This is a genomic window from Amycolatopsis sp. cmx-4-61, assembly GCF_046548775.1.
Lineage (GTDB): Bacteria > Actinomycetota > Actinomycetes > Mycobacteriales > Pseudonocardiaceae > Amycolatopsis.
In genome coordinates this window covers 95,781-118,588 of sequence record NZ_JAEBEI010000021.1, presented here as the reverse complement: position 1 = coordinate 118,588, position 22,808 = coordinate 95,781, and the positions used below count along the sequence as shown (strand labels likewise).

Below are 22,808 nucleotides of genomic sequence, written 5' to 3'. Positions count from 1 at the left end.
CCATAGCCGCAGGAGTGAGCCAGGCCGAGGAAGTCGCTGAGATTCTTGCTCGTATCGGTCCGGTCGACGGAAGCGCGCTGTTGAGCGAAGCGCAGCGTCGTTGGCCGTCACTGACATTGCGACGTCTGCGTACGATCGTCATGTCGGCGATCCAGGCCGGCTTGGTGCTGGCTGACGGTGAAATACTCTCTGCTGTTGCAGAAGCGGCGCAACCTGACGACGGACGGCGCGATCTCTTGCGGGCTGTCATCGTGGATTTGGAATCCGTGGTTCGTCCCAGCTCGGAGAAACCGGACGGCGATCGCCAGGCGTATCAAATCTGTGCCGCTCGCCTGTCCGGTGACTCTGATTGGGTTGGCAAGGGCGAGCGGTTCACGGCCTGGGTAAGGCTGTCGGACGAAGGCTGGGAAGCGGAGATCAGATCGGAGCGCGTTCGCGCGTCATACGAAAGCCATGCAGTCAGTCCGGTGGAAGCGTTCGAAGCGCTGCGGCAATTCTGCGCCGACGCCGACACCCTGGTTGCCTACAACGGCATACAGGCCGACTTCCCTCTGCTCGACGAAGCAAGCGGCAACGCGGGCATCCAGGGTTTCGGCGGCCACCGCCGGGTCGATGCGCTCTACCTCGCCCACGCTATCTGGCCGACAGCTTCCTCCCACCGACTGGCCGAGCTGGCCACTGAGGTCGGGGTCGACCGCACGGAGCTGCGCTGGCATGACGCCGAGGCAGACGCAACACTGACGGCCCGCGTGGTCCAGCTCGCGGCGTCGACCGTGGCTGCGTGGCCTGAAGCAGAGCGTGTCCTGGCGTTGAGCGCGGGCACCGGTAGCGCGGCCTGGGACCTGCTGGCTTCCTTGCTTCCGTCTGATTTGGCCACCCACGAGCACGACGATGCGGAGGTTGAGCAGGTACTGTCCGACCTCATCCCGGCGCCGTCACCGAGCCGCCGGAACACCCCGCTGGTCGTGCCGGACGAGCTGCGCGACGACTCGGGGCGGGTCGATCCGCACCGCCTTGCCCAGGCGGCAGCCTCGGGGCGAGTGGAGCGTCGACCGGCGCAGCAGGAGATGTCCGCCCAGCTGGCCGCTCAGGTGACCGCCGGCCGGGATGCTCTGTGCGAAGCTCCCACCGGGACCGGCAAGAGCCTCGCCGTCCTCGCCACCGGTCTCGACTGGCTCGCCGGCGCGCCGGGCCGGCAGGTCGTCCTCTCGACCCACACTAAGCAGCTGCAGTCCCAGCTCGCCGGGGACATCGCCAAGCTGGCCGCGGTGGTGCCCGGTCTGGCGGACGTCGCCGCGCTGGTCAAGGGCAAGCGGAACCGGCTGTCTCTGCGGGCGCTGGTCACCGCGCTGGCCGACGCCACCGGCGCGGCCGCGAGCTCCCGGCCCGAGCAGCGCACCCGGTTCGCCACCGACCCGAGTTACCGGGAGCTGTTGATCTACCTGGTCCGGCGCTTGGGCGAGGCGAAGACACTCGATGACCGCTGGTCGTCCCGGAGCGTGGACCCCGCCGATCTTCCGGCCTTCGTTTCCGAGTACTTCGAATCGGGTGCCCGGGTCCCACTGGCGCTCTGGCTCATCGGCCTCAGCCAGGAGAACGGAGACTACCGGCGCAGCTCGTCGTCGCTCCTCGGCCGATTTTCCGAGACGGCGGCGGAAGCGTTCGCCGCGAGTCAGCTCATCGTCGCCAACCACGCGCTGCTCCTGAGCCAGCCGGACGTGGGTTCGGACTCGACGTTGCTCGTCATCGACGAGGCCCACTCGCTCGAGCAGGCCGCGACCGCCGCGGCGAGCGCCGAGGTCGACTACCGCGCCGTGGAGAACCTCGGCGGTGAGCTGCGCCGCTGGTGCACGCGCGGGCGTGACGTACCCGACCGGCTGGCGGAAGCCGTCGCCGACCTGGAGTCCCTGCTCGACACCGAGACACTGCCGCGAGCGGCCCAAGCCGTCTTCGACCGTTCCGGTGGCACGGTGGGCAGCCGCGTCGTCACCTTGGCCAGCCCGTTCGGCGGAGTCGGCGGTGAGGCGCCGTCCCGGCAGCTGCTCAGCCGGCTCGATCGGCTGGCCCGTTCGGCGAACGCCGTTTCCGGCGCTTTGGCCGCGTACCTGGGTGCTCGCGCCCGGGCCGATTCCTGGTGGGAGTACGAGCGCACAGCCTCGCTCGCCGCGCGGGCCGACGTGCTCGCGGACGCGGCGAGCCGGGTCACCGAAGACGCGCGGCAGATCCTGGACGGCACGTCGGACAATCCCCCGCCCGAGGAGGGCAACCGCGTCGTCTACGCCACCGAACTGGAGAGCGAGGGGATCAGCGTCGCGGCTCGCCGGTACGCGTTCGCGGTCGTGTCCGCCCCGATCGAGCTCAGCCGCGAGGTGACGTGGGCCGAGGTGCGTGCGCGGTTCGGCCGGGTCTTCTACGTCTCCGCCACACTCCGGGTGGCCGGCAGCTGGACGTACATCCGCTCGCGGCTCGGCCTCGGGGTGGACGTCGACGCGTTCGCTCTGTCCGGCCCGTTCGATCTGACCGGTCAGGCCCGGCTGGTCTGCCTGGCCGACTTCCCGAGCTGGGGTGAGCAAGCCGATGGCGCGGTGCGCACGACAGCACACCAGCTCGCCGGCTACGCGGAGGAGGTCATTCGCCGTGAGGGCGACGCGTTTCGCGGCGGCGGACTGGTCTTGACGACCGCGAAGAAGGCTGCGTCCGCCATCGCCGAACGCCTGATCGGTGAACTCTCCGGCCGGACGCCCGGAACGCCGGTCACGGTGGCGCCGCTGCTGGGCAACACACGCGCCGCTCGCGCGTTCGCCGAGACGGGCGGCTTCTGTGTCGCGACCCGGGGGATGTGGCAGGGCGTCGATTTCGCAGCCGACCGGGTTTCCCTCGTGTGGATCAACAAGCTGCCGTTCGCACCCTTCGCCGACCCGCTCGTCGCCGCCCGTCGCGCGGCAGCGGCGCGCCGAGCCGCCGACGCCGGCGATCCCGATCCGGAGCGTTCCGCGAACGAAAACTACTACTTGCCGCTGGCCGCGATGGATCTCCGGCAAGCCGTCGGCAGACTGGTGCGCTCGACCGACCACCGGGGCATCGTGGTGATCAGCGACCGTCGGCTGGCCGGCCGCACCGCGCAACGGCGGAGTTATCGCCGGGTGTTCCTCGAGTCGCTCGACCCGGGACTGCTGGTCCCGGATGAAGTGACTGGCGAACCCGCAGGCGGCAACGTGCTGACCATGGCCGAAGGCTGGCGGACAATCTGGCAGTTTCTCGGCGAGAACGGACTCATCGAACGGCAGCGAGCGGCCGAGCTGTGCGAGCCGGATGCCCTCCGGACCCACACCCTGCTGCCGGCTACTCGCGAGATCCTCGACGCGGTGATCAACCCGGTCGAGGAAGCGGCCGCGCGGGCCGCCGGGAAGCTGGGCGACCTTCTGGTGGAGCGGTGCAGCCGGATCGCAAGCCTGCTCCGCTTCTCGGAAGAACCGTTTCGGCTTCGCGCACAACAGGAATCGGTGATCCGTGCGGTCGCCGAGGATGCCGACGTGCTGGCTCTGCTGCCGACCGGTTTCGGCAAGTCGTACGCTTTCCAGCTGCCCGCACTGGCACTCTCCGGGGTGACTGTCGTCGTCTCGCCACTGGTCGCTTTGATGGCGGACCAGGCCCTCGAGCTGAACGCCACCGTCGGCGGGGCCGTGCGCGCGCTGGTCGGGCCGATGCCCGAGTCGAACAGCCGGCGCGGGAAGACCGAGGTCGCCGAACAGCTGACCGGGGTCGCGGACCACGGCATCCGGCTCGTTTACGTCTCGCCGGAACGGCTGGCGAACCGCCGGTTCCAGGAGCTGCTGCGCGAAGCGGCGGAGAAGGGCATCCTCCGCCGGATCGCGGTGGACGAGGCGCACACGTTCGTGCAGTGGGGCGACGACTTCCGGCCCAGCTTCCGCCGTGCCGAGCGGCTCATCACCGAGCTCAGGAACGACTACCGGTTGCGGGTGACCGCGGTGACAGCCACCGCGAACCGGTCGGTCCGCGCCGGACTGCGAGCGGGACTCTTCGGCGTGGCCGAGGAGCCCGTTGCGGGTGAGTCACTCGTCACGGTGACGGCCAGCCCGCTACGTCCCGAGCTGGCGTTGTACCGGCGGGTGATCCGCAACGCCGGACCGACCACCGTCGCCGGGCTCACCGAGGAGATCGCGACTGCGTGCGACGACCACGCCATCTTCTACTGCCTGACCGTGAAAGAGGTCGAGGCCCTGCACGCCCATCTCCGGCAGTTCCTCGGCGACACGGGCGTCCGGCAGGTCCGGCGCTTCCACGGCCGGCTGTCCGAAGCGGAGAAGGCGGCGGTGCTGACCGAATTCCGGGAAGCACCGGTCAAGGGCGATCCCGGATTCGTGCCGCTGATCATCGTGGCGACCAGCGCGTTCGGGCTCGGCGTCAACCGCGTCGACATCCGGTGCGTGTTCGTCGTGTCGCCGCCGCCGGACCTCGCCGCGCTCTACCAGCAGCTCGGCCGGGCCGGACGTGACCAGACCGGAAAGGCCGCCGCCGAGATCAGCGCGCCGTCCTACGGCCTGGCCCTCGGGACCGGCCGCGGCTTCCGAACCCTGCAGTGGATGCTCTCGCAAGGCCTGTCGCCCGCCACCGAGCGTCAAATCGGAAAGCTCCTTCTCGAAACCGCGGCCAAGAGCGGGGTGCTGGATCCCGACGAGCTTGCCGACAGCTGCCTTCGAGCCGAGGTCGCCGCGAGACGGCTGCGGCCCGCCGAAGTGCGGAATTCGTCCACAGTGGACGCCTTCCGGACCGCCGTCATCCGGTCGGTGGCCACCTTGGCGAACAGCGGCCTGCTCGACGACCGGGGCGACTTCCCGGCGACGGTCCTGCTGGCTCCCGTCGACGAACCTCTCGACCCCGGCGACGACGAGCTGACGGCAGTTGCCCAATGGCTGCAACAGATTGTTTCGGCGAGGTCAGGCCGATATGAGACGACCGAACTCCACGAGGAACTTGCCCGTGAGGTACCTCGATACGACCGGACAGCCGGTGACGCCGCCGGTACTTGGGCCGTCCTTTCGACGCTCCACGATCGAGGTTGCCTCGACGTCTCCCAGGCCGGCAACTACCGGACGCTGATCTCGGTCCGGCCGTCCGGGACGGCGCCGGGAGAGGTGGCGAGTCATACCGTCGGTCACCGCGCCCGGCGTGACCGTGAGCTTGCCGAACTTCTCGCTTGGTACAACGAAGACCGCGTCTGCGCCAACGCCGGTATGGCCGGGTACTTCGGAATGTCGGAGCACGCTCTGCCCGGCGATACGTGCACTACGTCCGCTTGCCGTTGTTCGACCTGCTGGCAACGCAACGCGGACCGGGACCCGCAGCCGGACCTGCTTCGCGCGTTCAACACGGCTCGCCCCCGGCCCTCGGTCCGGCGAGACGGCTTGCCGTACCGGACGGTGACGGATCGCAATGTCCGCAGCCTTCTGTGGGACAACTACCGCGGGCTCACCGACGTGATGATCAACCGGGTGCTCCGCGGCGACGAGACCTACCCGGATGCGGCCACGGGAAGGCAACGTCCGTTGTGGCCGAAGCTGCTGTACCACCGCCTTCGCGGATGTGATCCGGGCGCCCGGATCGATGACGTGCGCGCCGCGCTCGACCGGCTGAAAGCTGCGGACCAGGTCATCCGGACCGATCACGGACTTTGGCGGCTGCACAGGTACGCAGAAGCAGACGAACGCCGTGAGCGGACCACGGCCGGGCAAACCGCGGAGGTGGCGACATGACAGCGAGCGCGACCGAGATCTGGCGACCGTTCCACGACGATCCGCTGTTCACCGCGGAGCTTTTGGTCGAGCCGGACGCACCGCACGAACGGGTTCTCGCCTATTTGGAACGGGTGGCCCTGGCGCGACGGGCTCCGCTGCACGTCGCGACGGCGTTCAACGCCGTGCATTTCGGTTTCGGCCCGGACGGCTCGGGCTACCGCGGAGAGCTCCTCGATCCGGAGCTGTTCTTCCGCCTCGACGCCGAGACGGAGACGGTTCCCGAGGTGGGCATGTTCGTCCGCGTCGAACGAGGCGGACATACCCTATGGGCCGAAGTGGTCGGGCAGTTCGGAGCCCATCTCGGCGTCGACGTCGACGGCTGGGTCCCAGCCGAGCTCCCGGGCGCATACGGGTGGAACGATCCGGCGCCAGCCGGGGAAGCCCGCGCCATCCTCGACTTCGAGGCGTTCGGCATCGGCTTGAACCACCGCGACCGGGCGGAGCTCGAACGGCAGCGCCGCCGCGGCACGGTCCTCGACGCGCGAGGCCACGTGCTCGGTACCGCCCCGGTGGCGGCGCGGCCCCCGGACACCGGCCGGTACGCCGACTGGCTGCTGACGAGCGCGAAACCGCTACTGCTCAGCGGACCGTTGGGCGGCCTGCTGACCGAGCCCCACGACGACGGCGCGCTCGTCGCCGCATTGAAAGCGGCCCTGACAACGATCGACAGCCTCCTGACGCGGTCGGCGATCCTGTGCCGCTGGGGCCCGTACGCCGCCCCCGCTGACCGGTTCACCGAACGCCTCGCCTCGCCCGACGCCCTCGGCGGAGACGACCTGGGGGAAATCGTCAGGATCGTCACCCGGCCGGCAGGCGAACCCCGTTACACCGGCGTCTGGCCGTTGCTCGAGGCGAGGGCCCACCTCGGTGAGACGCCGGACCCGCTTTCCTACGCCGGCGCGGTCGAAGCCGTGGTGCACGCCAATCTCGCGATCGATGGCGAAGCCGCTCGGCTCGACGGGCTCGACGTGCGGATCGACGATCCGTGGCAGGCGGGCGGTGTGTGGCGCAGCGCGCCCTACCCCGCCCGGGGCGAAGAGCCCATCGAGGACGACGTCCTCCTGGAACACCTCGACAACACCCTCACCGTTTTCACGGTCGCGTTGCGCGCGACGCACATCGACAACGGCGTGCTCCCGCTGACATCGTCCGCCGTGGAGCTCTTCCCCCACCAGAACATGATCATCGACCTGTTCCACGAAGGCGAGCCGCTCGACGACGCGATGCGCGTCCAGGAGGTGGTCCTGAAGGACAACCGGCTGACCGGCATCGCCTGGCCGTTCGGCTTCTACCCCGGGATCAAAGTCACCGTCGCCGCCGCGCGTGGCGCCCGCCGGGTGGCGCTTTCGACGACACTCCTCGACGCGCCCCTGCCTTTCGGCGACGACTACCGGTGGGCGACCGACGAGAGGCTCCTTGCCGCCGCGCTCGGCCTGGCCGAGGCAGTCACCCCCGCGCCGGCGGCCGCCCGGAGTGTCAAGCCGGGGCGCGGGGTGGACCCGCTGGGCCGGTTCATCGTTAACGCACTGCGCAGACACGGCGAGGCGGGGCCGTTCGGTGCCCGGCAGCTCACCGGTCCTCAGCTGATGACGGCGCTGTTCGGGCCAGAACCGGTCAACCCGGTGCTGCTCTGGTTGGTGATCCACACCTGCGGAGATCTGGTGGAGGCGGGCAAGCTGACCTGCGAACCGGTCGCGGACCGGACGGCACCGGACGTCTTCGTCTGGTGGCCCGACGGTGCCGGAGCACCTCATATCACCGATCAGGCACGCCGACCGGGAGGGCTGGCCGGACAGGTCAAGGAGCACTGGGTGCCGCCTGGCCTGCGGCAGCTGCCGGACGGGTTCCGGGCCAGTGAGCAGGCGAAAGCCAACTACGCGAAGTACATCAGCGGCCTTCACGGACCGCACGCATCCGCGGAATTGCCGCCCGGTTTCACCTTCGTCCGAGGACATCGCCGCGGCGACGAGCCCGGGCCCGTCTGGCTCGATGCGATCTCGGACTGAACCGCACCCGAACTTCGAAAAGGAAGGTGGCCGACCATGGCCGCTCCACACCGGCGTCACCGTCATAACATGGACTTCGGCGGATCGCTCGGGACCACCGAGCTCCTGGCCGAGGCCGCCACGGCGACCGACTCGGACGAGGCCGCGCGTCGGCGTGCTCAGGCTGAGCTGGCCGGTTTGCTGGACCGGCTCGGCGACGTCGTCGAGACGGCGCTCGACCTCGTGACGGCGGAGGAGTTTTCCCGGCTGGTCTGGCGACTGCCGAATCCCAACCGCACGAATTTCCTGCGCGACCTGCGTGTCCCCCCGGCGAAGCGGCCGACGCCGATGGCAGCGCGTGACGGGCTCACCCGCCTTCGGGCCTGGCCCGAGGAGCGGCGCACGCGTGCTTTGCAGCTTCTGGTGTCGCCGGTGCGTCGAGCGCTAGCCCCGGCGTTGACCGAATGGTGCGAGAGCCACGACGACGATGGCTTGCGGCAGGCCCTGACCGACGATCCGGCTCAGGCGAGCGCGGTCCGGTTAACCGTTTTCGCCGACTGGCAGCGCGGGCCCGCGTCAGTGGCCGCGCTGAGGATCGCGCTGCGCAGCAAGCTTGCGTTGCCCAGCTGGCCGAGTGAGCTCGTCGACACTGTCGTTGCTGCTTGCCGGAAGCTCGAAGCTGTGAGCGGAGGCGCGGCGGTGACGGGTCGTCCCGTTCCGGCGCCCGAGGTGAACGAGCTGGTCAAGACGGCCGAGCAGCTCCGGCAGGCCCTCGCGGAGGCCCAGCGCGCAGCAGCGAGGGTTTCCGCTGAACTGGCGGATTCCCGGACCGCGTCAGCGGAAGACCTTGCGACGATCGCGGCCCTCGGACCGCAGGCCGAATCGGCGCAAGCCCTACTCGAAGGTGCGAGTTCGGAATCGGCGTTCGCAAATTGCCTGGTTCTGGCCGAGAAGCTTGACGAGGCGGCCGAGCGGGCAAGCCGGCCGGACGAACACCCAGAACTCGAACGCTTCGAGGGTCTCGTGGGCCCGCCGGAGTACGGGGAATTGATCGCGAGCGTCCGCAGCGCCGCGAGTGAGCTGCTCGGAAGCGACGACTGGGACGACGCTCGGCGAAGCCGGGCCGACGGCTTGACGGCATTGGCCCGCCTGGTCGACGCCGCGGCCGCGGGGAAACCCGGCGTGGCGGTCGAACTCCACCAGACGGCGCAGGCGGCACTGCCCGGCGACCTCCAGCCACTACTCGTGATCGCTCTCATGGGCCGGCTCGGCTTCCGCCCGGACGACGAGCCAAAACCGCGTGATACGCCGGTGGCGGAGCCCTCGCCGGAACCTGAACCGCGGCTCGCACCGCTCGCGGTGGCGCCTCCCGTCCAGCAGGCTGCCGCGCCCGATGTATCAGCTCCCACTGATCAGCCGGACGACGCCGATCAGGCAGCCGACACCGAGGGCCGGCAACTGACCGCGGAACTGCTCGGGGCCGGCAAGCTCGCTCTGACCCACCACGCCGCGGACATCGCCGGAGACGACCAGTTCGCCGAAGCGACCCGGCTGCTCACGCTGGCGACGGCCGTCCGGACCGAATCGGGTACCACGGCTAAGGAACTTCGGGACTCGCTCGAAAACCTCGACCTGCACGGCTTCGACGGTCATCAGGCCGCCCAGCTGGCATTGCTGACGGCGGCCGTACGCGCAGCGCTGGTGATGGCCGATCCCCATGCCGGTGAACTGGCGGACGAGCTGAGCGGGCACTTCGAGCGCCAGCCTCACCTAACCGCCTTGACGTCGGCGATCGGAAAGGCCTCCGCGCGCGGGCTGCTCTACAACCAGGCCTTGCTGGCCGAGCTGGCCCCGATCGCCGTTGCCGACAACGATATCGCCGCCGCGGCGGAGGCCGCGGCCGCCGACCGCGACCGGAGCAGGAACCTGCGGTTCCCGCGGGCCAACCAGATCGCGGAAACGTGGTGGGCACCGAACGGGCTGGTCGGGCGGGCGGTGGCCATCGCGGCGGCTGACCGGCGGGAAGACATCGAGACCGCGGTCAGAACGCTGCGCAAGCTCAGCCGGCGCCAGGATCTCGTCGCCGAGCTCAAGGCCATCGACGACAGCCTGCGCAGCTCCGGTTCACGGTCGCTCGAAGGCGCTTCCCGGCGCAAGATCATCGAGCAGGTCGCGGAGTCGCTCGACCTGGTGCGGGTGTGGGTCGACGCCGTGCGAGCGGAAGCCAGTGCCGCGCACGGCACCCACCCGGTACCCGCGCAGGTGACCGAGCTCCGCGCTCGGGTGCTCGAGGAGCAGGAGGGAGCCTCCGGCGAGCTCGATGTCCTGCGTCACGAAAGTGCGGACCCCGTGCTGGCGGCCGCGGCAGCTGCCTGCCTGGCTCTGCTCGAACAGAGCATCGATATGCTCGACGGCGAAAGCTTGAAGGGTGCCGAGCCCGACCCGCGCGCAGTGCTGAACCGTGACCTGCTGCGCTGTGCGCCGCTGCGGCTCAGCGCCGACCTCGTCCCGGCCCGGCCGATGACGCTCGATGACATACGGCTCGCCGACCGCACCGGCTGGGAGACCGCGTTCGACGAGCGGCTGGCCATTGAGGACTTCGTCGCCGCCCGGACGATCGTCGACGCGATCGCCGAGGAAGCCGGCCGGGACATGACCCCGCTGCTCGACCGACTCGAACAGGCCGTGGCCCGATCACGAGCCCAGGTGCGCGTGCTGGCCACGGAGATCGAAGGCCGGGTCCAGAAAGCCGCCCGGCTGGGGCAGCTCCTGGAATCGGCGCGCTCCGATGTGCTGGCCCAGCTCGAAGCCGCACGGCCGGACCGTGACGACTTGGACCAGGTACGCCGGCTACTCGACGAGATAGACAGCCGGCTGCCCGAGTACGCGGTGAAGGCCAAGGCAGAACTGTGGGAACGGGTGACCTCCGAGCTGAACAAGGCCGGGCAGCTCGTCCCCGAGCACGCCGCGGACCGCATCCGCGCCCGGATCGACGCCGGAGATCTCGCGACCGCGGAGGAGTACCTGCTCGTCGCGCTCGGTGGTGAAGAGCCACCGAGTGCACCGGAATCCCTTGACCTGCCTCGGTTTCTCACCGCACTCGACACCCTTCCCGCCACGGTGGTGCGCGACGCGCTGAAGGCCGCCGAGAGTGGCACTGTCCTCGCGGACTGCCTGGACTTCGGGCCGCTGTCCCCGGCGGAACGCACCGCGGCGGCCGACGGGCTGCATGCGTGGCTCGACCTCGGTGGCGACCGGCGACACCGGGCGTTCAAGCCCGCGCTGGCCCAGGCGCTGCGGCTGGCCGGGATCGAGTTCACCGCCGAGCGCCCGGCCGGCCTGTCCGACGGGCCGAACCGGCGCTGGGTTGAGCTGAGCGGCGTGAAACGGGTCGGCGACGCGTTGATCCCGGCATTCGGTTCCCTGGCCGGTGACCAGCTGCGGCTCATGCTGTGCTGGAACGCACCCGACGTCCGGACGCTCTTCGCCTGGGTCACACAGGACACGAGCGACGCGCCCGTCCTGGTCGCCGTATTCGGGACGCTTTCCGCGAGTCAGCGACGAGCGTTGAGCAAAGCCACCGCGGCCCGGCCGGAAAAGCCGGTGATCATGCTCGACGACATGGCACTGGCCTACCTCGCCGCCTACGGCGGTGGGCGGTTCGCGGCCACGGAACGCATCCTCCTGCCCTTCGCGACGACCAACCCGTACCACCCGCACGCGACGGGCAACGTGCCGAGCGAGATGTTCAAAGGCCGGCAAGCGGAGCGGTCCGCCATCCTCGAGCGGCACGGGGCCAACCTGCTCTACGGCGGACGGCAGCTCGGCAAGTCGGCGGTACTGCAGGCGGCGGCTCGCCGCTTCGAGGTCACACTGGACAACATCGCGGTGTACCTCTCGCTGCCCGGATTCGGCGTGACGCGAAAGCCGGACGCGCTCTGGGACATGATCGTCGCCGGGCTCGCCGAGCGGGAGATCACAGCGCCGGGCCAACGAGGACGGGATGCGGCCAAACACGCTGAACGGGTCGTGAAGACCTGGTTGGGTGCGGATGCCCAACGACGGTTGGTGCTACTGCTCGACGAAAGCGACGAGTTCTTCGACGCGGACGCTACGACCGGCTTCGCGACGACCACCCGCCTGCGTGACCTGATGAACTCAACGGAACGCCGGTTCAAGCCGGTCTTCGCGGGACTGCACCAGGTTCAGCGGTTCGCGCAGCTGCCGAACCAGCCGCTCGCCGCCGCCCACTTCGGGGATGCGCTGGCGATCGGCCCGCTGGCCCCGGAACCCGCTTACCAGCTGATGTTCACGCCGATGGAAACGCTGGGCATCTCATTCTCGTCGGACGAGCTCATCCACCGTGTCCTGGCGTACTGCAACTACCAGCCCAAGCTCCTGCAGCTCGTCGGGGAAGCGCTCGTGCGATCCGCGCACGAGCGACGCGAAGACAACCCGCGCTACGTGATCAACGACGACGAGCTCGAACGGGTCATCGGATCCGAAACAGTCCGGCAGAAGGTCCGGGAAGCGGTCCAGCTGACCCTGAACCTCGACTCGCGGTACAAGCTCATCGCCCTCGTGGTGGCCTTGGCCGCACTCGAGCACGGTGCCGACCGAACGTTGGCGACCGGCGAGCTGCGCGACGAATGCCACTCCTGGTGGTCCGCCGGCTTCACCGGACAAGGAGCGGACGAGTTTCGGTCGCTCTTGGAGGAGATGAGCGGACTCGGCGTGCTCGCCGCGGCGGACGGAGGCTGGCGGCTGCGCTCCAGCAACGTCCTGCGCCTGCTGGGTTCGGCGCAGGACATCGAGGACGAGCTGTTCGGCTCGGAATGGCGGGCTCCGACGAGGCTCGCCGCCGAGAATGCCCGCCGCACGGTTGCCGACGGCCTGGCCGCCCCACTGACCGAGAAGCAGTTCGCCACGCTGATCGAACGCTCCAATCGCCTCCGGTTGGTGCTGGGCAGCCGCGCCACGGGCGCCGACCACGTGGAGCAGCTGCTTCAGGAGGAGGACCGCCGGGTCGGAGCGCGGTTCACGCTGGAGAAGGCGACGTCTCCGGAGAGCTATCGGCGCGAACTTCGCGGCGGTAAGCCCGGCGACCCGCACCGGGTCGTGTTCTGCGACCTGGGCGGGATGAAGGTCGAAAGCGCCTGGACGGCGGTCAACCAGGCGCTCGAGCTGCTACCCGCCGCCGGGGTGACCCGCACGGTGGTCGCGCTGGTCAGCGCCGACGCCGGCGAGGTGTTCCCCGCGATCTGTGGTTCGGATCGGGCCGATCTCGCCGACCTCGTCGTCCCCTTGCGCCGCGTCTCGGCGGACGGGCTCCGCTCGTGGTTCGGAGCGGACAACCTGACGACGTCCTTCAGCGATTCGGGTAGTCAGGCAGACCTGCTCCAGATCACCGGGGGCTGGACGAGCTTGCTGAACCAGGCCGCGGAGCTGGCCGCGGGAGAGGCGCGAAGTGCCCGGCGGGTGTGCGACAAGATCCGCCAGCAGCTCGCCCGGCCGGAAGGCGCGGCAGAACTGGTCGACGCGGTCGGCTTAGCCACGATGCCCGCTTGCGCAGACGCGTTCGGCGAGTTCGTGAACTACGACGAGGCCCTCGCCACCGACGACCTCCTGGCCCTCTTCGACGACCACGGAGGAGCCGCGACCATGAACGTCCTGCGGAATTTGGACGTGCTCGTGGAGCGGCAGCGAGACGGCTTGTGGGAGGCCGAGCCGGTCATCGCAGCGGCTTGGCGAGTGTTCTCCGCGTCGCGCCGAGGTGGTGCCGACTGATAGCCGGTGAGCCGCTACCTGTCCGAAATTGTCGGTCGTGCTGGGTACGGTGAAAGAACACTCACTGAGGGGGAGCGGAGATGGAGAAGCCAACGAACCCCGGTGCGGATTCGCCCGCGGGCGATAGGTTCGAGGTAGGTGTAACCGACTCCAGAAGGGCAACCGCGTACCTCGTCGCTCCAGAGTCCGACGAGTACATCGCGATCATGCGAGTCCTCGAAGCGTCGATCTCGGATCTCACACCGTCCGAGGTGGCTCAGGCGTTGCGGGATGCGGGGACACCGCTGCCCGAGCGGCTGGTCGAGACGCGTCTGGACAAGCCGCGCGATTGGACGGCGGCGTCGGCGAGGACGGACGCGAGCAGGATCCGGCGGTATGCCGATCTGATGGCCCGCAACTGGCGCTGGACCGCTACTCCCGCAGGCCGCCAGGTGCAGCGGTTCTATTCGACAGTGCTAGCCGGCACACCGACGATGCGCGAGATCCCTCTCTCGAGCCTGGCACGGGTGGTCGCCGCGCTGGATTTCCTTGCTCAGGCCTTCTCGACCGGTGCTCCGGCCGGTGCAGATGTCGCTGAGCACATCGGGAGGCTGTTCACCAGCCACGACGACCTCGACGCAGCGCTCGTCGGCGCCGAAGACACTCTCGCGACACTCGCCGACCGGTTCGACCTCGACGATGACACGACCGGCGAGCTCAAGCAGCTCCTCGTCGAGTACGCGACGCGCGTCACTGCCGAGCCCGAGACTGGTTCGGCCCAAGCGCACCGTGCGCTGGTGTTACTGCGGCCGAGTTGCGAAATGCTCGCGGAGACCGCTGTTACGGAGTCCGAGGCCCAGACGCTGATCGAGCGAGGGGCATTGACGGCATCCCGAGGGAGCCGTCGAGGCGACTGGGACGGCTTGCTGGACTGGTGCGATCCGGACACCGGGCGCGCTCGAGCCCTGGTGTTGGCTCGTGCCTGTCTCGACCCCCGGTTGGGCCCGGCAGTCTTTTCGGCCGCGGTGGGCGACCACTCGTGGCGCAAGCTTTACGACGAGGCAGACGATGACGACCTTCCCCGCGTTCCGGCGTGGCGGGACGGGCCCACCGTAGTCGTGCCGGACCTGCTACGGGCGACCGGTCGGGCCGGGGGACGTGGGCGGCCTCCGGCAGCTCGCGATGACACCGCTGCGCGAGAGGAGATCAGCAGACAACGTCGAGAACGAACCCTTGAGCACGACGAGGCGTTGCGGGAGGCGTTCTCGACCGGTAGGGAACGCCGCGGGCATCGAGCTTGCGGCTTCGCGACTCGACGTCGGCTGATAGGTGCCGGCGGCGTAACGGTGACGCGCTCGTAGCCGATCTTCCGGGCATCCACGCACCGAGGGGGTGGCACAAGATGAGTGCTCCGCGGACCGTGGGCCGCGCCGTGTTCGACGAGGCCTTTGGCGGGCGGGTGCGGGCACTCCTGCGAGCCCGGCCGGTCGCGGACGCGGCTGACAATGCGAGCCGGCAGTCCTGGGGCACCCACGACTACGACGTCGTCACCCTTGCGCTCGCCGCCATCGACACGGTGATCTCCCGGCAGGGTTTCGATGAGGAAGTGACCTACGACGAGGCTGTCAGCGGCCTGGCGAGGCTGGCGGCGAGCGCATGTCCCGAGCAGCCCTCCGAGGTACACGAAGCGGTCGCACGGTACGTCATCGATGCGCTGCTGAACCGCCGGGAACGCGAGGCCCCGTTCGCCTACCAGGTCTCGGACTTCTCGCTCGAACCCGACGGATCCGTGCACCACCGGGCTATTGCTGTGGAGTTCCGGCTGTTGAGCGAGCACGAAGACCAGCAGCGGGGCGTGAACGTGCTCCGGGCCTCCGCGGACGCGATCAACGCGCTGGTCGGGGGTTTGGAATTTGACGTCGAAGACGAGCAGGCCGCAGTCGAGCTCATGCTCGATCGGCAGCTCAAGCGAGGCGCGTTCGGCCAGGCGGAGAAGGCCGCGGAGCGGTCGCGGCTGCTGTCGGTGCGCTACAGCGACGAACTGCGCGCGCTCCTGACCGACACCGTGCGCGACATCCGTACGGTCCTCGACCGCTGGGCCCAGGACGTCCCGGCGCAGTTCGAGCGCAACCGGGTGCACCTCGAGGAGCGGCTCGGCGCCGAGAGCAGGCTGCTCGACCACGTACGGAGCGCCCTCGACACAGCGGAGGCAGATCCCGCCGTCACCGCGGCGGCCGCCCGGATCGCGGGTCTGCTCGAAGAATGCCGTCGTCGGCACACCGAACTGCATGGCAGGCTGGTCGGCGCGCGGACGATCTTCCTCGACGAACAGCTTCGCCAGTCCTTCCGGCCGGTCGGAGGGCTGCGGAACCCGGACATCGCCGACGGTGTGTTCCTGCCGCTGTTGACCATGGCCGCCGAAGACGCGGCGGAACCGGCCGAGGCGTTCGCCGTGTTCGTCGCGGGGCCACAGGTGCCCCGGATCGTGCGGTTCGCCGACCTGGTCGACGACCTGCTCGCGCCGCGCCGAGAACCCCGGATCGACGAACCACCGCTCGACGAAGAACTCGGCGACCCGGACCCGCCCGCGGTCTCGCCCGAGATCCTGGCGGCCGCTACGGCCGTAGTCGACTCCGTCCCGCTGCCCGCCCGACTGTCGGCGTTGCTGCTCGCCGTCCAAGCCGCCGACCTGCCCGGCGAACTCGATCGAGGTGCTGTCGAGCGGCTCGTCGTGCTCGCGGCGCTCTGGACCTACGCCCCGGAGACCGCGGAAGACTTCTCCACCGCAGTGGACACCGCCGCCCACATTCTCGGCCCGGCCGCAGTGGTCGACGCCGACGGGAGCCTGATCGACCTACCCGGCTGGTCGGGAGACGACCTGATCGTGGCCGAAGACGAAGAAACACTCGCCCGCTGGGCCGCGACTTCCGTTCAGGAGGTGTCATGACGCTTGGCCAGCAGGATTTTTCGGACGTCGGCATACTCATCGGCTGCGCGCTCCGCCCGAAGCAGCGGCCTGGCGCCGATTCCGACTACCGGACGCTGCTCGGCCGCTACCGCGAGGACGCGGAATTCCACAACGCGGTGACCAGCGTCCTCGACGGGCTGGACCTGCAGGTGCTGTCCGACGGCGAGCTAGGACTGGTGCTGGGCGCGCGCCGTGAATCGGTGTTCGCGTACCGGCTCACGGATCTGCCCAACGTGGGCACGGTGCCCCACCGGCTGCTGGTCGGGCTGATCAGCGCGGCCATCGCGGCTTACGTGTTCCCGGCCCCGGCCGACTTCGACGACGACCGCGTCCGGTGGGTGTCGGTCGACGAGATCGAACGGTTCGTCCGCGACGCGTGCGATCGGCTTAAGCGCGCACCGGAACCCCAAATGCTGGAAGATGTGTCGTTCGAAGAAGCATGGCGGACGTATGACCGACTGTCTCCCGGCTATAAGGCTGATAGGGGGAAGGGACAGGGACGTCGCTCGGCCGCGTCCTCCACTTATTGGGTCGCGAACGTCCTGAACTGGATGGTCGACCAAGGCCTGGCGCGGCTGGCGCCGAACCGCGGCCCCGAGACTTTCCAACTCCTCGAACGCTTCCGCATCCAGGTCGGTGAGCTGGCGGGGAACGCGACCTACGAGCTGTTGGCCGCGCGGCGCCGAGGCGACCACACTCCGGTGGTGGGGACGTGACCTACCAGCTTTCGTCCTTCCGCCTCGCAAACGTCGGGGACCGTGCCGCCCGCTTCACGGATCTGACGCTGGACGTCTCGACGGCGGGCGAGCGAGCACCAGTCGACTCGATTCTCTGGCTGCGCAACGGCGGCGGGAAGTCGAGCCTGCTGTCGCTTTTCTTCGCACTGTTGCTCCCGCTGCGCAAAGACTTCATGGGCAAGACGGTCAAGCGTCACCTCGAGGACTACGTGTCCTCCGGCGACACGAGCCATACAGTGGCGGAATGGGTGGCCCAGCCCGGCGGCGACGCGAGCCGGCCGGCCCGGCTGGTCACCGGCGCCGTCTACGAATGGGACGAACGGCGAAAGCCCGCCGACCCGGATCGCGACCGCGAGAAGCTCAAGGGCTGGTACTACAGCTTCTTCGCCGTCCCGGGTGTACTGGACCTGCCCGGCCTGCCGGTGCGCGACGAATCTGGCCGGACGCGGACGATGGCCGAGTTCGTGAACGTGCTCAAGGAGATCGCGGCGGCCAATCCCCAGCAGTTCAGGTTCGTGATCACACGCCAGCGTGGCGAGTGGACGGACGTGCTGACCGCGCGGAACCTCGACCCGGCGGTGTTCGCCTACCAGAAGCAGATGAACCATTCCGAGGGTGGCGTCGCCGGGCTGTTCGAATTCGCGACCACGGACAAGTTCATCGACTTCCTGATCGATCTGACGGTCGACAGCACGCAGCCCGACCTCGTCGCGAACAACCTGCGAAAGGTCGTCGACGTGCTCGCGCGCAAGCCCGGCCTGCTCGTCGACCGGGAATTCTGCGGGGAGCTGGAAGGCAGGCTGGAGCGGCTCGCCGAACGGCACATGCTGGCGAAGACGGCGGGTGAGGCGGCTGCGGGAGCCCGCTCGTCCGCTGCCCGGCTTGCCGGAGCGTTCCGTACCGCGGCTTCGGCGCGGGAGGGCGACCGGAAGTGGCTGGCAGAAGAAGCGGACCGACTGGGGAACAGCGCTCGTACGCTAGATCGGGAGCGCAGCCGGGTTAACGACATCGCAAGCGAGCTGTACCGGGTCGCGGCGAACCACCGGAAGAAGACCGCGAAGGCCAGCTGGGAAAGGGCGACCATCACCGCGGACGAAGCCAACGACGAGGACCTGGCCTGGCAGGCGGTGGGGCACCTCGCCGATCGGGTCGAAGCTCACCTTCACGCGGAGGACGTGCGGCAGCAGATCGCCCAGGAGGACCGGGAGACCGCTCCGCTACGGGAAGCCCGAGACAACGCCGCCGCGACGCTCAAGGCCCGCTACGCGCAGCTCTCCGAGGAAGAGCGCGAAGCCGAAACGATTGCGGATACGGCAGCCGGCGAGGCGCAAGCGGACGCGAAGACGGAAGGTGCTCGAGAGCAGCAGAACCGGAAACTGGCAGTCAAGGCAAGCGTGCGTGCCGAAACCGCTCGTGGTCGGCTGATCGAAATCCGCGAAGAGGTGGCCGCCGCCGTGGTGCTGGGCGATCTCGCGGACGATCAGGCCGATCCTTCGATTATCTTGGCCGCAACGAAGCAGAACCGCCGCGAGAGGGAGGATCTGCAAGGCCAGGTGCGGAAGCGCCGTGAGGCCCGGCCCGCGGTTCGCGGCGAGCTGGAAGCGCGGAGCCGGAAGCTGGCGACTGATTGCACGGCCGCGACGGCCGAACGCGATCGCCTTGATGGCGACAGGCGCAAGCTCGTGGCCAGGGCCGACGCACTAGCTACGGACGTCCGGCTGGCCGAGCTGACCCAGCTGGCCGCCGGGACCCGGCTCGACCTCTGGGCCGAGGCCGCGGACCTGCGCGCGGCGCTGACCCGGGAGGCGTCGGCCGCCGAGTCGGCCGTCGTGGCCATCCGGGTGGACGCCGCCGAGGACAACCGCGCGCTGGACGGGCTCCAGACCGACGACTTCCTGCCCACCACGCGCGACGCCGAACGGGCCGCGGAGGTGCTTGTGGCGGCCGGGGTACCGGCAACACCGGGCTGGCAGACCCTCCGTGACCTGGTCACCGAAGCCGAGCGCGCATCGGTGCTGGAGAATCCTGGCGTCGCGGAACTCGCCGCTGGTGTGGTCGTCGCCGACGGCGACGCGGAGAACGCCCGCCGTGCTCTTGCCTCCAAGCCGTGGTACACCGTCGCGCACGTCGCGGTATCCACAGCTACGCAGTTCGAACGGGCGGTGGCCGCGGCGCCGCCGGCACACCTTGTGTTCCCCAGCGAACCCGCGCTCTATGACCGCGATGCGGCGGAACACGCGCGAGCGGACCGTGAAGAACGTAGGCGTGACCAGGACCGGCGGATCTCGGAGCTGCAGGAACAGGCGAAGGCGGACAGGGCGCTGCTGGCGACGCTGGAGTCGCTGCTCGAAGACTGCCCGGCGGGGCACCTCGATGCGCTGGAGAAGGCCGTCGAAGAGTTTGACGAGGCTATCTCGGGCCTGACCGACGACGATCAGGTCGTCCGGGCGCAGATCGATGAGCTGGACGAGCAGGAAGCCGAGGACGCGGTAACCGAAGTCGGCTTGAGCGACGAGCTGAACCGGCTGGCGCAGCGGATCGAGCGGCTGAACGCGCTGGCGAAGCGGACCGCCGAACGGCCGGGGATCCAGCTGGCGATCGCGCAGCTCGATAAGGAGGTCGAGGTCTGCACCGGCATCGCCGACGAGGCCGCAAGCCGGGTGTCGGAATTGCAGGAGACGGAGCGAGCCGCTCGTTCGCTGGCCTCGCAGCACCAGGCGAACTGGAAGCGGTACGAACGGGATTCCACCCAGGTCACCCTGCTCGACGGCGATCGGGAGGCCGTCGTGACCGGCGACGGCGATCCGTTGTCGTGGCTGAGCAGCCGGTTCGCCGAGCTGGACTCGCAATGGCAGACCGTGGCTTCCCAATCCGTGCTGGCCGAGCGTCTCACCGCACACCTCGAGCGAGGCAAACGGGCGGACCGGGCGCTGGCCGAGTACCCGGAATCCGCGCGCGAGCTCGCGCAGCAGCTGCTCGCGACCGGCGACGGTCAGGACGCGGACCGGCGAGCAGCAGCGCGGAAACGCTCCCGCGAAGTGGCCAACGAGGCACAACAGAAGCTGAGCGAGGCGAAGACCGAACTCAACCAGGCATCGGAAGAGGTCAAGCAGCGCACTCCGCGTGATCGGCTGCGGCACGCCCCGCTCGACGACGAGCCCGCGACCGAGGCGGAGGCCCGGGAACGAGCGGCGGCGGAAGCCGAGCGGGCGACCGAAATGAGCAGCGAGGTGACCCGGCTCAACCGCGAGGCCGAGGATGCTGGCAAACTCGCGTCCGAAGCTGACACGGCGGCCCAGGTGTTCGCTCAGCAAGCCAAAAGGCTCGCTGGCGCCGCCACTCCGGTCGAGGTGCCCGGAGACGTCCCGGCCTATGCCGGGGACGAGCCGGAAGCCGACCTCGAGTCGCTGCTCAGTCGGCTCCAGTCGGCGAATAAGGAGGCCGAGGAGACCGCCGACCGTGTCACCAGGTCGATCGCCGAGGTCCGCAGGATCGCTGCTGAGGCCCGGTTCGCCGAGGTGCCCGGCGCGATCCGCGACCGTCTCACGGGGGACGACGCGGACGTGCTTGCGGACCGCGCCGAAGCCCGCGCGCAAGAAATGCGGGTGCGGTACCGGACGATCGACGGCCAGCTCGCCGAAATCGGGCGTGATCAGCGGCTCGTGGTCGGGGAGATCGCGGGCCTGGTGAAGGACGTGCTCGCGACCCTCGAGTCCGCGCATCGGCACTCGAAACTACCCGGCACGCTGGGGCGGTGGGCGAACGAGCACTTTCTGCGGATCAACTTCCTGCGTCCGGCCGGGGACGAGGACCTGCATGCCCGGATCGACGCGGTTGTCGATCGGATCGTCGCGGACAAGAAGACGAAACCGGAGGGGCTCGCGGTTCTCAAGAAGTGCGTGCACGAAGCGGTCGCGCCGCGTGGGTTCACGGTCAAGGTGCTCAAGCCCAACAGCGATCTCGCGATCGAACCGGTCGACGTCACCCACCTCGGCAAGTTCTCCGGCGGTGAGAAGCTGACCGTGTGCGTGGCGCTCTACTGCACGCTCGCGCGGCTGCGGGCGGTCAACCGCGGACGCGGACGGGCGGCCATCGGCGGGACTCTCGTGCTCGATAACCCGCTCGGCACGGCCAGCCACGTTGCCCTGCTGCGCCTGCAGCGGGACGTCGCGGCGGCGCACGGTGTCCAGCTCGTGTACACGACCGGCGTGGAGGATCTCGGTGCGGTGGGCCAGTTCCCCAACGTGCTGCGCATGCGCAACGCGCCCGGCTCGCTTCGCAACCGGCGCTACGTGGTGTTAGACCAGCAAGTCACCGCGGATGACGACGGTATCACCAGCGCCCGAGTCCTGCGCGAGGACGACTCGTGAACGCGTTGGCCGAGCGGCTCGCCGAGCACGTCGCGGCGTCGCCGGTGCAGCGAGTGGGATTGGTTGACCTCTACGCGGCCGCGGTCGCCTTCGACCGAAGCCTGGCCACGACGCCGAGCGCCCGAAGCGAAATCCGCGAGGCACTGGACGAGCTGGTGGCGGCCGGTCAGGTGGTGTTCCCCGTGTCGCGTCAGCATTTCGACACGCGGGAGGAGCCTCCGCTGCCGAAATGGGTACGTCTCCCGCCCCGCCGGCGCCCTGGTCGTGCGCCGCGGGACGTTCGAGTTTGGCCGGCGGCGCTCGAGGCCGCGGGACGCATCGCCGCCCGCGACGACGAGATCGGGGTACTCGAGATCGCCGCAGTTTTCCTGCGCGACAAAGGTGCGTCGCGACCGAGCGTGCCGGTTCGCGAACGTTCGCTGGAGCTATTTGGTGACGAGAAGCGGCTGGACCGCCTGAAGTCGACGCGCTTGTTCACCTCGGGCGCGTTGACGATGGACCTCTTGCGCTGCCACGAGGTGCCTATTCCCTTCGTCTCGCAGTGGGTAGCGGGGGCTCCTGACCCGCGCGGTACCGCGCTGCTGATCGCGGAGAACCATCACACCTACACGTCGCTGCTCGAAGCCACGCGGCTCAGCGCTGCCGCCGGCGGCCCGGCTCGGTACGTCGGTTACGGGACGGGTAGCCAGTTTCCGTCGGCGGTCTTGTCCGTCCCGCTCCTGTCTCCGCCGCCGGATCGGATCGTCTATTTCGGCGACGTCGATCTCAACGGTTTGCAGATCCCGGCCACCGCGAGTCTTAACTCCCAGCGTGCGGGGCTTCCGGTGGTTGAGCCCGCGTACTCGCTCTACGACCTCCTGTTCGCGACGTCCTACCGACGTCCTGCTGAGCCGGTGGCCGAGCACGTCGCCGCGCAGGTAGCGGGCTGGATGGGACCCTTGGCCGGGCAAGCCCAGGACGTGCTGACGGCCGGTACGCGGATCCCGCAGGAGGCCGTGGGGTACGAGCTGCTGATGGCACGTCTTCCCACGCTGGATGCCGCCTGAGCGAAATTGGGCCTTGGCCAGGACCGCTGTCGTGAGCGATCGGGACCGGTGACTCTGCGCTACACTGAGCGCATGATCTCCCCAAACACGGGAGATATCCCACGTATGGGGGTTCAAGTC

The 22,808-nt window shown here is 69.3% G+C and carries 8 protein-coding genes; all 8 read left to right on the top strand.

From position 1 onward, the window contains the following. The first annotated feature begins 467 nt into the window (after positions 1-467). The 8 genes from ACLJOU_RS39345 (at position 468) to ACLJOU_RS39310 (ending at position 22,688) form a co-directional block, all read left to right on the top strand. On the top strand, positions 468-5,774 hold the full coding sequence (locus ACLJOU_RS39345) for a DEAD/DEAH box helicase (protein ID WP_410574356.1): 5,307 nt from the start codon (positions 468-470) through the stop codon (positions 5,772-5,774). Further along, complete coding sequence (locus tag ACLJOU_RS39340) at positions 5,771-7,822, top strand: hypothetical protein (RefSeq protein ID WP_410574355.1); 2,052 nt, start codon at positions 5,771-5,773, stop codon at positions 7,820-7,822. The genes ACLJOU_RS39345 and ACLJOU_RS39340 overlap by 4 nt, the downstream gene beginning before the upstream one ends. A gap of 69 nt (positions 7,823-7,891) precedes the next feature. Continuing rightward, positions 7,892-13,588, top strand: a complete 5,697-nt coding sequence (locus tag ACLJOU_RS39335; RefSeq protein WP_410574354.1) for a hypothetical protein — start codon at positions 7,892-7,894, stop codon at positions 13,586-13,588. Positions 13,589-13,668: 80 nt separating this feature from the next. Further along, complete coding sequence (locus ACLJOU_RS39330; RefSeq protein ID WP_410574353.1) at positions 13,669-14,928, top strand: DUF2397 family protein; 1,260 nt, start codon at positions 13,669-13,671, stop codon at positions 14,926-14,928. 41 nt (positions 14,929-14,969) lie between these two features. Then, positions 14,970-16,514: a hypothetical protein gene (locus ACLJOU_RS39325; protein ID WP_410574352.1), complete on the top strand. Its 1,545-nt coding sequence runs from the start codon at positions 14,970-14,972 to the stop codon at positions 16,512-16,514. After that, positions 16,511-17,251 (top strand): hypothetical protein, encoded by a 741-nt coding sequence (locus ACLJOU_RS39320; RefSeq protein ID WP_410574351.1) that lies wholly within the window; start codon positions 16,511-16,513, stop codon positions 17,249-17,251. The genes ACLJOU_RS39325 and ACLJOU_RS39320 overlap by 4 nt, the downstream gene beginning before the upstream one ends. Then, positions 17,248-21,642 (top strand): hypothetical protein, encoded by a 4,395-nt coding sequence (locus ACLJOU_RS39315; RefSeq protein ID WP_410574350.1) that lies wholly within the window; start codon positions 17,248-17,250, stop codon positions 21,640-21,642. The genes ACLJOU_RS39320 and ACLJOU_RS39315 overlap by 4 nt, the downstream gene beginning before the upstream one ends. Further along, entirely contained in the window at positions 21,639-22,688 is a 1,050-nt protein-coding gene (locus tag ACLJOU_RS39310) for a Wadjet anti-phage system protein JetD domain-containing protein (RefSeq protein ID WP_410574349.1), read from the top strand. The genes ACLJOU_RS39315 and ACLJOU_RS39310 overlap by 4 nt, the downstream gene beginning before the upstream one ends. The last annotated feature ends 120 nt before the right edge of the window (positions 22,689-22,808 follow it).

Bases quoted from the DNA above. Each gene is read 5' to 3' on its own strand.
- ACLJOU_RS39340 (WP_410574355.1), top strand. From the start codon at position 5,771: ATGACAGCGAGCGCGACCGAGATCTGGCGACCGTTCCACGACGATCCG.
- ACLJOU_RS39335 (WP_410574354.1), top strand. From the start codon at position 7,892: ATGGACTTCGGCGGATCGCTCGGGACCACCGAGCTCCTGGCCGAGGCC.
- ACLJOU_RS39330 (WP_410574353.1), top strand. From the start codon at position 13,669: ATGGAGAAGCCAACGAACCCCGGTGCGGATTCGCCCGCGGGCGATAGG.
- ACLJOU_RS39325 (WP_410574352.1), top strand. From the start codon at position 14,970: ATGAGTGCTCCGCGGACCGTGGGCCGCGCCGTGTTCGACGAGGCCTTT.
- ACLJOU_RS39320 (WP_410574351.1), top strand. From the start codon at position 16,511: ATGACGCTTGGCCAGCAGGATTTTTCGGACGTCGGCATACTCATCGGC.